The organism is Halobacillus alkaliphilus (assembly GCF_900113125.1).
Lineage (GTDB): Bacteria > Bacillota > Bacilli > Bacillales > Halobacillaceae > Halobacillus > Halobacillus alkaliphilus.
Genome location: NZ_FOOG01000006.1, coordinates 35,674 through 51,303 on the forward strand (window position 1 = coordinate 35,674; position 15,630 = coordinate 51,303).

At 40.5% G+C, this 15,630-nt stretch carries 15 protein-coding genes; all 15 read left to right on the forward strand.

Features of this window, described 5'->3' with window-relative positions; translation table 11 throughout:
• Window positions 1-14: 14 nt before the first annotated feature.
• On the forward strand, window positions 15-917 hold the full coding sequence (sucD, locus tag BMZ06_RS05380) for a succinate--CoA ligase subunit alpha (protein ID WP_089750876.1): 903 nt from the start codon (window positions 15-17) through the stop codon (window positions 915-917).
• A gap of 160 nt (window positions 918-1,077) precedes the next feature.
• On the forward strand, window positions 1,078-1,956 hold the full coding sequence (gene dprA / locus BMZ06_RS05385) for a DNA-processing protein DprA (protein ID WP_089750878.1): 879 nt from the start codon (window positions 1,078-1,080) through the stop codon (window positions 1,954-1,956).
• A 161-nt stretch (window positions 1,957-2,117) separates the two neighbouring features.
• On the forward strand, window positions 2,118-4,193 hold the full coding sequence (gene topA, locus BMZ06_RS05390) for a type I DNA topoisomerase (protein ID WP_089750880.1): 2,076 nt from the start codon (window positions 2,118-2,120) through the stop codon (window positions 4,191-4,193).
• Between the two features lie 1,058 nt (window positions 4,194-5,251).
• A complete protein-coding gene (gene xerC / locus BMZ06_RS05395) occupies window positions 5,252-6,157 on the forward strand; it encodes a tyrosine recombinase XerC (protein WP_089750882.1) in 906 nt (301 codons plus the stop codon).
• Between the two features lie 9 nt (window positions 6,158-6,166).
• The gene (gene hslV, locus BMZ06_RS05400) at window positions 6,167-6,712 is read left to right on the forward strand and encodes an ATP-dependent protease subunit HslV (protein ID WP_014643265.1); all 546 of its coding nucleotides are present in this window, start codon (window positions 6,167-6,169) and stop codon (window positions 6,710-6,712) included.
• Between the two features lie 14 nt (window positions 6,713-6,726).
• The gene (gene hslU, locus BMZ06_RS05405) at window positions 6,727-8,127 is read left to right on the forward strand and encodes an ATP-dependent protease ATPase subunit HslU (protein ID WP_089750883.1); all 1,401 of its coding nucleotides are present in this window, start codon (window positions 6,727-6,729) and stop codon (window positions 8,125-8,127) included.
• 24 nt (window positions 8,128-8,151) lie between these two features.
• Complete coding sequence (codY, locus tag BMZ06_RS05410; protein ID WP_014643267.1) at window positions 8,152-8,931, forward strand: GTP-sensing pleiotropic transcriptional regulator CodY; 780 nt, start codon at window positions 8,152-8,154, stop codon at window positions 8,929-8,931.
• Between the two features lie 330 nt (window positions 8,932-9,261).
• Window positions 9,262-9,654, forward strand: coding sequence for a flagellar basal body rod protein FlgB (gene flgB / locus BMZ06_RS05415; protein WP_089751056.1), 393 nt, complete (start codon window positions 9,262-9,264; stop codon window positions 9,652-9,654).
• A 2-nt stretch (window positions 9,655-9,656) separates the two neighbouring features.
• A complete protein-coding gene (gene flgC, locus BMZ06_RS05420) occupies window positions 9,657-10,118 on the forward strand; it encodes a flagellar basal body rod protein FlgC (protein ID WP_089750885.1) in 462 nt (153 codons plus the stop codon).
• Window positions 10,119-10,135: 17 nt separating this feature from the next.
• A complete protein-coding gene (gene fliE, locus BMZ06_RS05425; RefSeq protein ID WP_089750887.1) occupies window positions 10,136-10,450 on the forward strand; it encodes a flagellar hook-basal body complex protein FliE in 315 nt (104 codons plus the stop codon).
• A 59-nt stretch (window positions 10,451-10,509) separates the two neighbouring features.
• A complete protein-coding gene (fliF, locus tag BMZ06_RS05430; RefSeq protein ID WP_089750889.1) occupies window positions 10,510-12,105 on the forward strand; it encodes a flagellar basal-body MS-ring/collar protein FliF in 1,596 nt (531 codons plus the stop codon).
• A 14-nt stretch (window positions 12,106-12,119) separates the two neighbouring features.
• Window positions 12,120-13,133, forward strand: a complete 1,014-nt coding sequence (gene fliG, locus BMZ06_RS05435; RefSeq protein ID WP_089750891.1) for a flagellar motor switch protein FliG — start codon at window positions 12,120-12,122, stop codon at window positions 13,131-13,133.
• Window positions 13,126-13,866, forward strand: a complete 741-nt coding sequence (gene fliH, locus BMZ06_RS05440) for a flagellar assembly protein FliH (protein WP_175477804.1) — start codon at window positions 13,126-13,128, stop codon at window positions 13,864-13,866. Before fliG ends, fliH begins: the two co-directional genes overlap by 8 nt.
• Window positions 13,859-15,166: a flagellar protein export ATPase FliI gene (gene fliI, locus BMZ06_RS05445; protein ID WP_089750895.1), complete on the forward strand. Its 1,308-nt coding sequence runs from the start codon at window positions 13,859-13,861 to the stop codon at window positions 15,164-15,166. The genes fliH and fliI overlap by 8 nt, the downstream gene beginning before the upstream one ends.
• A 13-nt stretch (window positions 15,167-15,179) precedes the next feature.
• On the forward strand, window positions 15,180-15,629 hold the full coding sequence (fliJ, locus tag BMZ06_RS05450; protein WP_089750896.1) for a flagellar export protein FliJ: 450 nt from the start codon (window positions 15,180-15,182) through the stop codon (window positions 15,627-15,629).
• The last annotated feature ends 1 nt before the right edge of the window (window position 15,630 follow it).

A 15,630-nucleotide genomic window follows, 5' to 3' on the forward strand; every position in this document is an offset into this window, starting at 1 on the left:
GGCGGGGAAATCAGATGAGTGTATATATTAACAAAGATACAAAAGTTATTGTACAAGGGATTACAGGCTCTACCGCTTTGTTCCATACAAAACAGATGGTGGAGTATGGAACCCAGATCGTCGGTGGGGTTACACCTGGTAAAGGTGGGACAGAAGTTGAAGGGATTCCTGTTTTTAATACAGTGACTGAAGCTGTAGAAAAAACAGGAGCTAATGCTTCTGTTATTTATGTACCAGCTCCATTTGCCGCTGATGCGATCATGGAAGCAACCGACGCAGAAATGGATTTGGCTATCTGCATTACAGAACACATTCCGGTCTTAGATATGATTAAAGTGAAACGGTTTATGGAAGGCAAGAAAACGCGTCTTGTAGGACCTAACTGCCCAGGAGTAATTACTCCTGATGAGTGTAAAATCGGTATTATGCCTGGTTATATTCATAATAAAGGTCATGTGGGTGTTGTTTCTCGTTCAGGAACGCTTACCTACGAAGCAGTCCACCAACTTTCTGAAGCTGGAATCGGACAGTCTACAGCGGTTGGAATCGGTGGAGACCCTGTAAACGGAACAGATTTTATCGATGTACTGAAAGCTTTCAATGAAGATGATGATACAGAAGCGGTTATCATGATCGGTGAAATCGGAGGCACTGCAGAAGAAGAAGCAGCTGAATGGGTTAAAGAAAATATGAACAAACCAGTGGTTGGCTTTATCGGTGGACGCACTGCTCCTCCAGGAAAACGTATGGGCCATGCCGGTGCTATTATTTCTGGTGGAAAAGGAACAGCTGACGAGAAGATCCGCGTGATGAATGAATGTGGTATTCAAGTTGCAGAAACACCTTCCGTTATGGGAGATACTTTGATTAATGTTCTTAAAGATCAAGGTTTACTGGAGAAGTGTAAAACCGTTTAAACAGATTGGTTTCTTTATAGAATAAATGCGGTAACACGGAAGTATTTAAAAATTCTGCTCGTGTGCCCTTTTATCAACGGACAAACCATAATCGAAGTAGAATATTACTAAGAACCGTGTCTCTAAAGGCACGGTTCTATTATATGAAAAGAGGTTTGGTATGCAATCAGTAAAAGAAAACTTAATTTGTCTCCATCACGCCCCTCAAGTAACAAGGCCTCTCCTTAGAAAGATGTTTCAAATCGATCCTCAGCTTCAATTCCCTTTTACATCTACACCCGAACAAATTTCCCGACTATTATCAATTCCACTGCCTAGAGCGACGTCTATTCTCCATCATATTCATGACACTAATATAATGAGGAAACTCGACAATCATTTACAAAAGTATAAATGTGTTACATTCATGGATGACTTGTATCCGCCTTTGTTAAAGGCTATTCCAGACTCCCCGTTCGTCCTTTATATGACAGGAAATACCCAACTTTTAACCAATTCATTAGCTCTGAGCGTGGTAGGGACACGTACCCCTTCTTCTTACTCTCTACCAGCTATGAAATCGATTCTTATTCCCTTGATTCATTTTGGTTTTACATTAGTTAGTGGGATGGCCAAAGGAATTGATCAATATGCTCACCATCTTGCCAACCGTAATAATGGAACGACAATTGCCGTTCTTGGTTCTGGTTTTGATCATATCTACCCTACTAACGACATAGCTTTGTATCAATACTTATCTGAAAAGCAACTGGTAATTAGTGAATACCCTCCAGATCGAAAGGCTGAAAAATACCATTTCCCAGAACGCAACCGGATTATATCAGGGTTGACAGGGGCAACATTTGTAGTAGAAGCACGCTTAAGAAGTGGCTCCCTTATTACTGTAGATCAGGCTTTGGAGCAAGGAAGAGACGTATACGCTATGCCAGGTCTTGCGGGTAAGGCTACAAGTGAGGGCTGCCATAAAATGATTAATCAAGGGGCTAAGCTTGTACACAGTTACAAAGATATTCTTGAAGACTGGTTAGAAAAAATTTGAAAAATAGGAATTAAAGGTGTTACATTCAAGGTCAGTTGATAATGATTTTTCTAATACGAGGGAAAGGTATGTTTGACAAACGGTTTCATTGTATTTAATAATAGGGAAGATTTAAGTTAAGTAATGAAGATAGAGAAAACACCTCTATGGGAGGAACCGATATGGCAGATTATCTTGTAATCGTCGAATCACCTGCGAAAGCAAAAACGATCGAACGATACTTAGGAAAGAAATATAAAGTCAAAGCATCCCTCGGGCATGTGCGCGATTTGCCCAAAAGTCAGATGGGTGTAGATGTTGACAATGAATTTGAACCCAAATATATAACCATACGCGGGAAAGGACCTGTGTTAAAAGATTTAAAAACTGCAGCCAAGAAAGCAAAGAAAGTATATCTCGCTGCCGACCCTGATAGAGAAGGAGAGGCAATTGCCTGGCATTTAGCTCATAGTCTGGATATAGATGAATCGTCTGAATGCAGAGTGGTATTTAACGAAATTACGAAGGAAGCTATTAAAGATTCTTTCAAACAGCCTAGGACTATTGATTCTCATCTAGTAGACGCCCAGCAAGCCCGACGGATATTAGATCGTCTTGTGGGGTATAACATCAGTCCTATTTTATGGAAAAAAGTAAAAAAGGGCTTAAGTGCCGGCCGTGTTCAATCAGTAGCGCTTAAAATTATCGTTGATCGTGAAAATGAAATAAAGAAATTCGTCCCTGAAGAATATTGGACGATTGAAGCGGATTTCTTAAAGGATAAAGAGAAATTCGAAGGTTCATTTTATGGTGTCGACGGTAAGAAACAGGATTTGAAAAATGAAGAGGACGTCAAAACCATTCAACAGCGCTTGACAGGGAAAGATTTCTCTGTAGAAAAGGTAAATAAAAGAGAGAGAAAGCGTAATCCTTCTTTACCATTCACCACTTCATCCCTCCAACAGGAAGCAGCCCGTAAGCTGAATTTCCGGGCGAAAAAGACGATGATGATTGCGCAACAGCTCTACGAGGGAATCGATCTAGGTGGGAAGCAAGGTACCACTGGTCTAATCACTTATATGCGTACCGATTCAACACGCTTATCCAATTCCGCAAAAGATGATGCCAAACAATATATTGAAAATAACTTCGGAAGTGAGTACCTGGGTAATAGTAAGAATGCCAAGAAACAAGAAGGTGCACAAGATGCCCATGAAGCCATTCGTCCTACAGGAGCTGATCGAGACCCGAAGGCCATGAAGAGTATTCTTTCAAGGGATCAGTACCGCTTGTATAAATTGGTGTGGGACCGCTTTGTTTCAAGTCAAATGGCACCAGCTGTGCTGGATACCATGACCGTTCACTTGTATAACCAAGGAGTCGAGTTCCGTGCTACAGGTTCTGAAGTGAAATTTAAAGGGTTTATGAAAGTGTATATTGAAGGCAGAGATGATAATAAAAAAGAAAAAGATAAGCTGCTTCCTCATTTAGAAGAAGGAATGACCGTAAAAGCTGAAGAGATCACGCCCAATCAGCACTTTACTCAACCACCTCCGAGGTACACGGAAGCTCGACTGGTTAAAACCCTGGAAGAACTAGGGATTGGGCGTCCATCAACCTACGCGCCAACACTCGATACCATCCAGCGTCGTGGATATGTGGCTTTGGATAACAAACGTTTCGTGCCCACCGAATTAGGAGAAATTGTTCTTGAACAGCTAATTGAATACTTTCCTGAGATCATTGACCTCGATTTCACCAAAGAAATGGAAGATGACTTAGATGCAATTGAAGTTGGCAAAGAAGACTGGGTATCCATCATCGGTGACTTTTACAAAGATTTCCAACCCCGCTTGGAAAAAGCGGAAAAAGAAATGGAAGAGATAGAAATTAAAGATGAACCGGCAGGAATTGACTGTGAGAATTGCGGCCATGAGATGGTTTATAAGATGGGCCGTTATGGAAAATTTCTAGCCTGTTCGAACTTCCCTGAATGCCGCAATACGAAACCGATTCTTAAAAAGATCGGAGTCACATGTCCGAAGTGTCAAAAAGGGGACGTTGTCGAAAGGAAGAGCAAGAAGAACCGTAAGTTCTACGGCTGTGACCGATATCCGGAGTGTGAGTTCATATCCTGGGATAAACCAATCAGTCGGCCATGTCCTAAATGTGAGGCCTTGCTTGTGGAGAAGCGAGCTAAAAAAGGCACTCAAATTACATGTACCAATTGTGACTATAAAGAAGAACCACAATCATAGCCTGTGGTTATAAAAGGGAGAGTCTATGACTATTATAATAGTTATAGACTCTTTTCATTTTTTTGCTCAATTAAGCTTTGATGCTTAAATCTAAAGCTCTGTTAAAGTTTATTGTGTTTTACACAAGAAGTTATTACGCAATAGGGCCGTGTACTGTAAGACTTAGATTCGAGATAATGGTTCATAGGGAAGGTTTTGAGGGGAGTGATTCACTTTCCGATCCTTTATGACGCAGGGGTGTTTGACGTTGCCACAGGACGTGGCGGCCTTAGGCGAACATCCCTTGGGCTGAGCTGCCTCAGTCTAAGACTTCCAAGGTCTTACCGATCATGTGTATCCCGTAGGAGTCTTCATCATCCCTCTCCAGACCTCGCGTTATATAGCTCTCGGAGTACGTGATTATGAACTTGCTCCAAAAAAATCAGCCTATGATCAGCTCTAAACTTCTACCATGTCCAGGTGAATAAATCACTCAATAGCTGAATTTGAGGTTGATTCAGGACGCTGATCCCCCATCAGAGGGGTCCGTTTAGAATAGTATAGGAGGGTTGGTTAGAGAAATGAGGAGATTCCTGTGGGAGAAAGATCTAGGGGAGACCACACAGGGAGTGAAGGAAAGCGAGATATTTCTCCAGCAATCCTTTTCAATCTAATGTAAAGGTCGTTAATTATCCTTAAGCTGAGTCTTTCAGTATCAGGATCTATACCTTAAAATCAACACGGAAGTTTAACTGAGCCAAACCTAAAAATAAGCTCTCGATTATGTAGAGCCGGCTTGAGATACTATTAAGAAGTTATGGTGCTTTGAAAACGATGAGCATTTCTATGATTATTCAGTCTTGAATTGACACACTACTTATGGAAAGCTATAATTGCGGTTTGGTAAGAATAAATACTTGACAGGTAAATGATTCCACCTCATCCCTGTTTATTTCCATAATGAGTTATTTTTTTCAATTCATTTGGAAACAATTCAGAATTTTGTTACATTTTCATTAATATCATTGTGATTACGATTACAAGTGTGATAAAATTTAAACGCCTTTGTGAGGTGAACTATGGGAGAGTTTCAAACTTATAAGCAGATGTATCTTGAGTACTTACAAATAGAAAAAAATGCATCGCCACTTACAGTGGAAAATTATTCTATCGATATGAATGAATTTGCAAAGTTTTTACAAGCGGAACAATTGAAACTTGTGGATTGTGACTATTCATCCATACGTGTTTATTTATCACAACTACATGCGAATCTACTTTCTAGAAGAACGGTATCCAGAAAGATATCCAGCTTGAGAAGTTTTTTTCGTTTTCTTGAGCGGGAACAAATTGTCACAAAAAACCCTTTTCTAAATGTTTCACTCCCTAAGGAAGCCAATCCTATCCCTGATTTTTTCTATCAGGAGGAACTGAAGCATTTGTTTACGGTCAGCGATAAAAAAAATCCTCTGGGTCAACGAAATCAAGCATTGATTGAATTATTATATGGCACTGGTATTAGGGTAAGTGAAGCGACCCGGATCGAACTGCACGATATTGATTTTTCTCTTTCTACTTTACTCGTGCACGGGAAAGGCAGAAAGGAAAGATATGTGCCTTTTGGACAATTTGCCAGTCAGGCCATGCAATCCTATATAGAAGATGGAAGAAGAGTACTTCAGCAAAAGAATTCTAATCCTACCCCTGTACTATTTTTAAATTCTAAAGGAGCACCTTTAACGTCCCGTGGCATTCGAATGATTCTCAATAAAATGGTAGAGAAGGCTGCGTTAACCGTAGATATACATCCTCATAAACTGAGACATTCATTCGCTACTCATATGCTTAATGAAGGAGCAGATCTTCGTTCCGTGCAGGAATTACTAGGTCATGAGCATTTATCTTCAACCCAGATTTATACCCATGTAACTAAAGATCGATTACGGCATGTTTATATGAACAGCCATCCAAGAGCAAATAAATGAGGTGAGAATATGGAACAACAATTCCACGCAACAACGATATTTGCTGTCCAGCACAATGGTCAGTGTGCGATGAGTGGTGATGGGCAGGTGACGCTTGGGAACCAGGTGGTTATGAAGCATAAAGCACGAAAAGTACGCCGACTCTACAATGATCAAGTTTTGGCAGGCTTTGCGGGATCTGTAGCAGATGCCTTTACTTTGTTTGAAAAGTTTGAAGGAAAGCTCGAAAGTTTTGATGGCAATTTAGCAAGAGCTTCCGTTGAGTTAGCCAAGGAGTGGCGCAGTGATCGTGTATTGAGAAAGCTTGAAGCCATGCTTATTGTGATGGATCGTAATCACATGTTTCTAGTATCCGGTACTGGGGAAGTTATAGAACCGGATGATGGAATTTTGGCTATAGGCTCAGGTGGTAATTTCGCTTTAAGTGCAGGTCGTGCTCTTAAACGTTACTCACCTGATCAGTCCGCTGAACAAATCGCTCAAGCCGCATTAGAAATAGCAGGAGAAATCTGTGTGTTTACAAATGATCAAATTATCCTGGAAGTTCTCAAATAAGGGGGACCTTTGCAATGTCGTTGAATTTAACACCTAAACAAATTGTAGAAAAACTCGATCAATATATTATAGGACAGAATAGTGCAAAGAAATCCGTTGCTATAGCTCTTAGAAATCGATATCGCCGTATGCAGTTAACCGGTGATATCCGCGACGAAATTGTACCTAAAAATATTCTTATGATGGGGCCGACCGGTGTAGGAAAAACAGAAATTGCCCGCAGACTAGCGAAATTGGTAGGTGCGCCATTTGTTAAAGTTGAAGCCACTAAGTTCACTGAAGTTGGCTATGTGGGCCGTGATGTCGAATCTATGGTTCGAGATCTTGTGGAAATGGCTGTACGAATGGTAAAAGAAGAAAAAATGGAAGAAGTCAAGGAAAGGGCAGAAGAACAGGCTAATAAGCGGCTTGTAAAACTCCTTGTTCCCTCCAAGAAGAAGCAGCAGCAGAATAATTTTAAAAACCCGCTCGAAATGTTTTTTAATCAGGGAGATCAGCAGGAAAGTGAACCACAGCCGACGCAGGAAGAAAAAGAAATCGAAACTAAGCGAAGCCGTATTCGTCAGCAGTTGGATATGGGGGAGCTTGAAGACCGTATGGTTACGATTGAAGTGGAAGAATCGCAATCCTCTATGTTTGATATGATGCAAGGATCAGGAATGGAACAAATGGGGATGAACATGCAAGATGCATTTAGCCAGTTCATGCCTAAAAAAACCAAAAAGAGAAAGCTGCCCGTTTCTGAAGCTCGTAAAGTCCTTACTCAGGAAGAAGCAAGTAAATTAGTAGATATGGATGAAGTAGGACAGGAAGCTGTAAACAAAGTTGAACAGTCAGGTATGATTTTTATTGATGAAATCGATAAGGTAGCCGCAAAAGGGGACAATCAAGCTAATGTTTCCCGAGAAGGTGTTCAGCGTGATATTCTTCCCATTGTAGAAGGCTCGACAATTGTGACTAAATACGGTGCCGTTTCAACTGATCACATTTTGTTTATTGCCGCAGGTGCCTTTCATATGGCCAAACCTTCTGATCTAATTCCTGAGCTGCAGGGAAGATTCCCGATTCGTGTGGAACTTAATAAGCTTAACGTACAGGACTTCCGAAACATCTTAGTGGAACCTTCCAATGCTTTGTTAAAACAATATAAGGCACTATTAGAAATTGAAGGTATAAAGGTTGAATTTTCTGACGATGCTATTACTAGACTCGCAGAGATTGCTCATGAAGTGAATCAGGAAACGGACAATATTGGTGCGAGACGACTTCATACCATTTTGGAAAAGTTATTAGAGGACTTGTCATTTGAAGCACCGGATGTAATGATGGAAACCATTGAAATTACGCCACAATATGTTGACAGCAAACTGTCCTCTATTGTAAAAAATAAAGATCTTAGTCGTTTTATTTTATAGACAAACCATAAGGAGGAATAACACATGAAATTATTAGATCGTGCCAGAAGAATCAATGCTATGCTGCAGAAAACTACAGGGAAATCGGTGGATTTTAATGATATGTCCGCAACAATGAGAGATGTGATCGAAGCAAATACATTTGTATTGAGCCGCCGAGGTAAACTTCTTGGATTTGCTATTAATCAGGAAATTGAAAATGAGCGAATGAAGACGATGCTGACTGAACGCCAATTTCCACAAGAATATACTCAGAACTTATTTAATATCCAGGAAACAACTCCTGATATTGATATCGATAGTGAATATACGGCTTTCCCTGTTGAAAACCGGGAATTGTTTGAGCAGGGTTTAACTACCATTGTTCCGATCATCGGAGGAGGTCAGCGATTAGGTACTCTAATTCTAAGTCGAATTAACAGAAGCTTTAACGACGATGACCTTCTGCTTGCTGAATACGGTGCAACAGTAGTTGGAATGGAAATCCTCCATGAGAAAACGGAGGAGATTGAACAGGAAGCTCGTAGTAAAGCTGTTGTTCAAATGGCGATTAGTTCTTTATCCTATAGCGAGTTGGAAGCTATTGAGCATATTTTTGAAGAACTTGAAGGAAACGAAGGGCTGCTTGTTGCCAGCAAAATAGCGGATCGCGTAGGAATTACCCGTTCGGTAATTGTCAATGCTTTACGTAAGTTAGAGAGTGCTGGAGTTATTGAGTCTCGTTCATTAGGTATGAAAGGAACGTATATTAAAGTCTTGAACAATAACTTCCTAGTGGAGCTTCAAAAACTTCGCACAAGTTAAATACAGAAAAACCGCTGCTTTTAAGAAAGCAGCGGTTTTTTATATTCGAAAATTGGAAAAACAAGGTTATAAATCCATCTAAAGTACATTTTTATAAAATTTGTGTAAATCTAATTTATTTACCGAACAAACTATGTAATAATGTTCATTATAATAGTATTTTCGACAAAAACCATTATAAACCATTACTTTAGGTTTAAAGTCCCTGATTATTTAGTTCTATTTATAGAGTGAGTAAAAAAATACTGATGTACTACATAGACAGAGGTATACAAACTTTTTTACAATTAGGTTTGTGAACCTAAAAACATGCCGAACGAGGTGATTATGCTGAACTTATTTAATGATACCTTTAATACACTAGAAAAATCCTTAAACTATGCTTTAGAAAAGAACCGTGCCATATCTAACAATATATCCAACGTGGATACTCCTGGCTATAAAGCTAAAGATGTTGTTTTTAAAGATCACTTAAACCGCGCTGAGGCTTCTCTTTCAGCCAAAAAAACCAGTCAAAAACATATCGATTTTCAGAATAGAGAATCCGTCTCCTACAATACAACCACAAACAATAGTACTACATATAACCACAATGGAAATAACGTCGACATTGATAAAGAGATGAGCAGCTTGGCTCAGAACCAGATTTATTATCAAGCTCTGGCTGATCGCATGAGTGGTAAGTTCAGAAGTATGGAATCCGTTATTAAAGGAGGAAATTAACCGTGGGGATTTTTGATGCATTGAATACAAGTGCCAGTGGATTGACAGCCCAGCGGCTGAGAATGGATGTGGCTTCCTCTAATGTGGCAAATGCAAACTCCACAAGAGCTGAACTTAATGAAGAGGGAGAATGGGAACCTTATCGCAGAAAAATGGTCGTATTTGAACCAAAAGCTCAAAGCTTTAAGTCTTACCTTGAAAATGCCTCCCGACTTTCAACTCAATCCGGAAGCACTCAGGGTGTAAAAGCTTCAAAGATTGTGGAGGATGAGAAACCTTTCAAACAGGTGTTTAACCCGGACCACCCCGATGCTAATTCAGAAGGGTATGTCCAGACTCCTAACGTAGATCCTTTACAGGAAATGGTAGATATGATGAGTGCTACACGTTCTTACGAAGCTAATGTAACTTCTCTTAATGCCTCCAAAAGTATGCTGATGAAAGCTCTGGAAATAGGAAGATAACGAGAAGGAGAGATTAAATGCCAGATTTAAATACTATAACGGGATTACCGTCGGTCCAATCAAATACTCTTTCACCTCGAATAAACCCGGGCAGCTCCCCTGCAGAGGCTCAAGTCAAGTTTGCTGATCAATTGAAAAATGCAATCGATCAAGTGAATCAAACCCAGGTCGAATCAGATCAGAAAACAAAAGCCCTGGCAAGTGGTGAGATTGATAACCTGCATGAAGTGATGATTACTTCAAAGAAAGCCAGTATTACTATGCAAACATCGGTAGAAGTGAGAAATAAAGTGGTAGAAGCATATAAAGAAATTATGCGAATGCAAGTGTAATACACCTTACACAAATTATTAAAAGATTCGTTGAGAGTGTGCTTTTTTTGGGGGCAGTTATGAAAGAAAAACTAGTACAGTACAAAAATCGTATTATTTCGTTTTGGAGAGAAAGAAGCAAAGGTCAAAAAACCGCCATGATTGGCGGTGCCGGAGCTATCCTTTTATTAGTAGCCATAGTGAGCATTTTTGCATCCAATACAAAAATGGTTCCTCTCTACAAGGATTTAACGATCCAGGAAATTGGACAGGTTAAAACAGAACTGGACACCAGAGGAGTTTCATACGAATTGGAAGAAAATGGCACTTCAATACTTGTTCCAGAACCTCAGGCAGAGACGTTGCTTGTGGATTTAGCTGCGGCAGGACTTCCGAGCAGCGGTTCCATTGATTATGGATTTTTCAGTGATAATACGTCATGGGGAATGACGGATAATGAGTTTAATATGATTAAGCTGGACGCGATGCAAAGCGAGCTTGCCAACATGATGATGGGAATCGGTGGAATTCAGGATGCAAAAGTTATGATTAACATTCCAGAAGAAGAAGTATTTGCATCCGAGACTGAGCAAACAGCCTCCGCCTCGATCGTACTGACTGTTCAACCTGGATATCAGATGGAGAACAATCAAATAGAAGCTCTTTATAACCTTGCTTCTAAATCCGTTCCTAACTTGTCTAAAGATAATATCGTAATCATGGATCAAAACTTTAAGTATTTTGATTTAAATAATTCAAATTCACCTGAAAGCCAAGACGCTTATACATATCAGCAGAATGTGAAAAAAAATATTGAGCGTGACATTAAACAAGATGTCCAGCGTATGCTTGGCAGGATGATTGGTCAGCAGAAAGTGATAGCAACAGTCACAACAGACATTGATTTTACAAAAGAAAATCGTGTGGAAGAGCTGGTAGAGCCTGTTGACCCTGAAACTATGGAAGGACTGCCGGTCAGTATAGAACGGATCGAAGAAACCTATGAAGGAGGAATACCTGAGGGAGGGGTCCCGGGGGCAGGAGAGGAAGATGTAGCGAATTACCCTGCAGATGCTGAAGGATCTAACGGAGATTATGAAATGAACCGTGAAACGATCAATAATGAATTTAACCGTATTAAGAGAAATATTGAGGAAAGCCCTTTTAAAGTAAGAGATCTTGGGATTCAGGTAGCTATTGATAGTACAAAAGGTGCTGATGACCAAGGATCTGTTGAACTCTTATCTGCAGAAGAGCAGCAAACCGTTGAGGAAAGCGTACAGTCAATCCTTAACTCAATGATTACAACATCCATTAATGAAAGTTATGGAGAAGTGAACCCGGAGGAAAAAATATCAATCGTTTTTCAAGAATTCAGTGAACAGCCTTCCCCTTCTCAGCCAACTCATGGAATTCCGATGTGGATGTACGCAATAGGAGCCGTTCTTGTAATTGTTATTGTAGTGCTAATCGTTTTGCTAATGAGAAGAAGAAGGCAAGAAGAAGAAGAGGAAATTTATGAAGAAACTGTAGAAGAGGAAATACCTCCCTTTGTCCCAGGCATTGAAGAAAAGGTGACCGCTTCCACTCAACAGAGAGAACAGTTAGAAAAAATGGCAAAAGAAAAACCGGAAGAATTTGCTGAATTATTGCGATCATGGATCGCGGAAGAATAAGGGAGGGTTCTTCAATGGCCTTGAAAAAGTCAGAGTTATCTGGAAAGCAGAAAGCAGCTGTCCTCTTAATCTCTTTAGGACCGGATGTAGCCGCACAGGTATACAAACACTTAAACGAAGAAGAAATAGAACAATTAACACTCGAAATATCTTCAGTTCAAAAAGTAAATTCAAAACAGAAAGAAGAAATATTAGAACAATTCTATCAGATTGCTTTGGCGCAGGATTATGTCTCTCAAGGAGGGGTTGGCTATGCCAAAACCATCCTCGAAAAAGCTTTGGGGGAAGACGAAGCATCCAACATTATCGGACGCTTGACATCTTCTCTTCAAGTGAAGCCTTTTGATTTTGCAAGGAAAGCTGAACCTGCTCAGATTTTGAATTTTATTCAAAATGAACACCCTCAAACGATTGCTCTCGTTTTATCTTATTTGGATGCAGCCCAGTCCGGCCAGATTCTTTCTGAACTTCCTCAGGAGCTGCAAGCTGATGTTGCACGCAGAATTGCTACGATGGAATCCACTTCTCCTGAGATTATCAATCAGGTGGAGCAGATACTTGAAAAAAAACTTTCAGCCACAGTAACCCATGACTATACAGAAACAGGGGGCATTCAAGCCGTGGTAGAAGTGCTCAATGGAGTCGATCGAAGTACGGAACGAACAATATTGGACTCATTAGAAATTCAGGATCCAGAACTAGCCGAGGAAATTAAAAAACGCATGTTCGTTTTCGAGGATATTGTCTCACTGGATAATCGAGCAATTCAAAGGGTCATTCGCGAGGTTGAAAATGAAGATCTTCGCTTATCATTGAAAATTTCGAGTGATGAAGTTAAAAATCTAGTGTTTTCCAATATGTCCCAGCGAATGGCTGAAACGTTTGAAGAAGAGATGGAAGTTATGGGGCCTGTACGCTTACGTGATGTAGAAGAGGCTCAAACAAGAGTTGTAGCTACCATTAGACGCTTAGAAGATGTGGGTGAAATCGTGGTAGCTCGCGGCGGAGGTGACGACATTATTGTCTAGTTTCAATCAAGGTTCACAACGTATTATTCAGATTAAGCCTGTTGAAAAGCTAACGCCAGCTGTATCCATGGAAGAAAGTCTTAGCAGTGAACAAGAGCTTGCGGAGCAAAAGAGGCAGCAAGCTGAAAAAGTTTTAGAAGAGGCACGGGAAGAGGCTTCACAATTGCTGCAAGCAGCAGAACATAAAATAGATGCAGATAAGAAAGCCTGGGAGGAAGAAAGAATTCAATTGGTTCAGGCCGCAGAAAAAGAAGGCTACCAAGCTGGTGTAACTCAAGGTTATCAGGATTACACGGAAAAGTTGGAAGAAGCAAATCATATTATTGCGAAAGCGAACCAATCTTATCATTCGATTGTAGGGTCGAGTGAAGAAACCATTGTTGAAATTGCTCTGCGTGCAGCTGAAAAAATATTAAACTGCCATTTGGAAGACCATCCGGAGTCTTTTTCGAACCTTGTTAAAAAAGTAGTTAAAGAAGTTCAGGAGCAGCCTGAAATAGCCATTTATGTTCATCCTGATCAATATGGCTATCTACAGTCCCAGGCAGAAGAATTACAGAGAATGACGAGTTTGAAAACCAACTTATCTATCTATGTAAAAGATGAGATGGAGCCTTTTTCATGTGTGCTTGAAACCCCTTTCGGACGCATTGATGCTGGGATTGACAGTCAGCTGAAAGAATTGAGAGAAAAAGTTTTCCGTGTGGTTCAAGAGGTGGCTCCTTATGAATAAAGACACTTATTTACAAGTCATTGATCAATCAGACACCTTTAAGCGTTACGGCCGAATTCACCGAGTGGTAGGCTTGATGGTGGAGTCAAAGGGACCAGAAGCTTCGATCGGAGATTTATGCTATATCCATTCACATTCTGACCGGAACCAGTCCATTGCTGCGGAAGTGGTTGGTTTCAACCGAGAAAATATTCTCCTTATGCCTTATAAAGAAATGCGAGATATCAGTCCTGGGAGTTTAGTTGAAGCAACAGGCGAACCTATGAAAGTTAAAACTGGAACAGGATTGATAGGGAAGATCCTGGATGCGACAGGGCAGCCGCTGGACGGTCGTTCACTACCCAAAGGCTTAACCATGTACCCTACAGATCAGTCCCCTCCTAATCCGTTATCAAGGCCCACTATTAAAGAGCCGATTCAAGTAGGAGTTCGTGCAATTGATTCTTTGTTAACTGTTGGAAAAGGACAACGGGTAGGTATATTTGCAGGAAGCGGTGTGGGTAAAAGTACTCTTATGGGAATGATTTCAAGAAACAGTTCCGCCGATTTAAATGTTATAGCCCTCATAGGTGAGCGTGGAAGAGAAGTGAGAGAATTCATTGAAAACGATCTAGGAGAAGAAGGGCTAAAACGTTCCATTGTTATCGTAGCTACATCTGATCAGCCAGCTCTTATGAGAACTAAAGGAGCCTATACTGCTACTGCGATAAGCGAGTACTTTAGAGATCTTGGCTACAACGTCAATTTGATGATGGATTCCGTAACCCGCTTTGCCATGGCTCAGCGTGAAATCGGACTTGCGACAGGGGAGCCTCCCACCACCAAAGGTTACACACCTTCCGTATTTGCTCTCTTACCCAAGCTACTTGAGAGAACCGGCACGAGCAGTAAAGGAACGATTACAGCTTTTTACACAGTACTGGTTGATGGAGACGATTTGAATGAACCGGTATCAGACACGGTGCGAGGGATACTTGATGGACACTTTGTACTGGATCGAAACCTTGCAGAACAGGGCCAATTTCCAGCAATAAACATATTAAGATCAATCAGCCGAGTAATGAAGCAGATTACATCAGATGAACATAAACAATCAGCCGAACGCCTTCGTGCTTTGCTTGCGAGGTACGAGGAAAATAGTGAACTGATTCAAATAGGAGCTTATAAAAAAGGCAGCAGTAAAGATATTGATCAGGCGATTCATTATCATCCTTCCATCATTAATTTTCTGAAGCAAGGTGTACAAGAACCTTCAAGTTTTGAAGGATCCCAGGATTTGCTAAAACAGTTATTTACATAGGAGTGGAAATTGTATGGCTCATTTGCGTTCTTATCATAAAATTAAGGATTTAAGGGACCGGGAGAGAACAGAGCAAGAGAAACATCATCAATCTCAAGTCGAGGCATTCGAACAGAAAGCAACCCAACTGTATGAGGTATTGAAGCAAAAAGAAGAAGCCGAGCACTCATTCCATCAGACCCTTTCCAAAAGAACTATTCAGGCTATGACTTTTATTCAGCACCAGCAATACATAGAGCGCTTAGAAGAACGTATTGATTTGCTGCAGCCTGAAGTTCAAAACGCCCGCCAGGCCATGTACAACTCCCAGGAAAAATTAACAGACGCTTATGTAGAAGTGAAGAAATTTGAAAAGCTCATCGAACAAAAGCAGAAAAAGCACCAAAAATGGGTTAAAGATGAAGAAAATAAACAAATGGATGATATGTCCATGAGACAATTTTTAAATTTCCAAAGTAGGTGAG

Coding starts and splice junctions, on each gene's coding strand:
- codY (WP_014643267.1), top strand. CDS start 8,152: ATGAAATTATTAGATCGTGCCAGAAGAATCAATGCTATGCTGCAGAAA.
- hslU (WP_089750883.1), top strand. CDS start 6,727: ATGTCGTTGAATTTAACACCTAAACAAATTGTAGAAAAACTCGATCAA.
- fliI (WP_089750895.1), top strand. CDS start 13,859: ATGAATAAAGACACTTATTTACAAGTCATTGATCAATCAGACACCTTT.
- dprA (WP_089750878.1), top strand. CDS start 1,078: ATGCAATCAGTAAAAGAAAACTTAATTTGTCTCCATCACGCCCCTCAA.
- hslV (WP_014643265.1), top strand. CDS start 6,167: ATGGAACAACAATTCCACGCAACAACGATATTTGCTGTCCAGCACAAT.
- xerC (WP_089750882.1), top strand. CDS start 5,252: ATGGGAGAGTTTCAAACTTATAAGCAGATGTATCTTGAGTACTTACAA.
- topA (WP_089750880.1), top strand. CDS start 2,118: ATGGCAGATTATCTTGTAATCGTCGAATCACCTGCGAAAGCAAAAACG.
- fliG (WP_089750891.1), top strand. CDS start 12,120: ATGGCCTTGAAAAAGTCAGAGTTATCTGGAAAGCAGAAAGCAGCTGTC.
- fliF (WP_089750889.1), top strand. CDS start 10,510: ATGAAAGAAAAACTAGTACAGTACAAAAATCGTATTATTTCGTTTTGG.
- fliE (WP_089750887.1), top strand. CDS start 10,136: ATGCCAGATTTAAATACTATAACGGGATTACCGTCGGTCCAATCAAAT.
- sucD (WP_089750876.1), top strand. CDS start 15: ATGAGTGTATATATTAACAAAGATACAAAAGTTATTGTACAAGGGATT.
- fliJ (WP_089750896.1), top strand. CDS start 15,180: ATGGCTCATTTGCGTTCTTATCATAAAATTAAGGATTTAAGGGACCGG.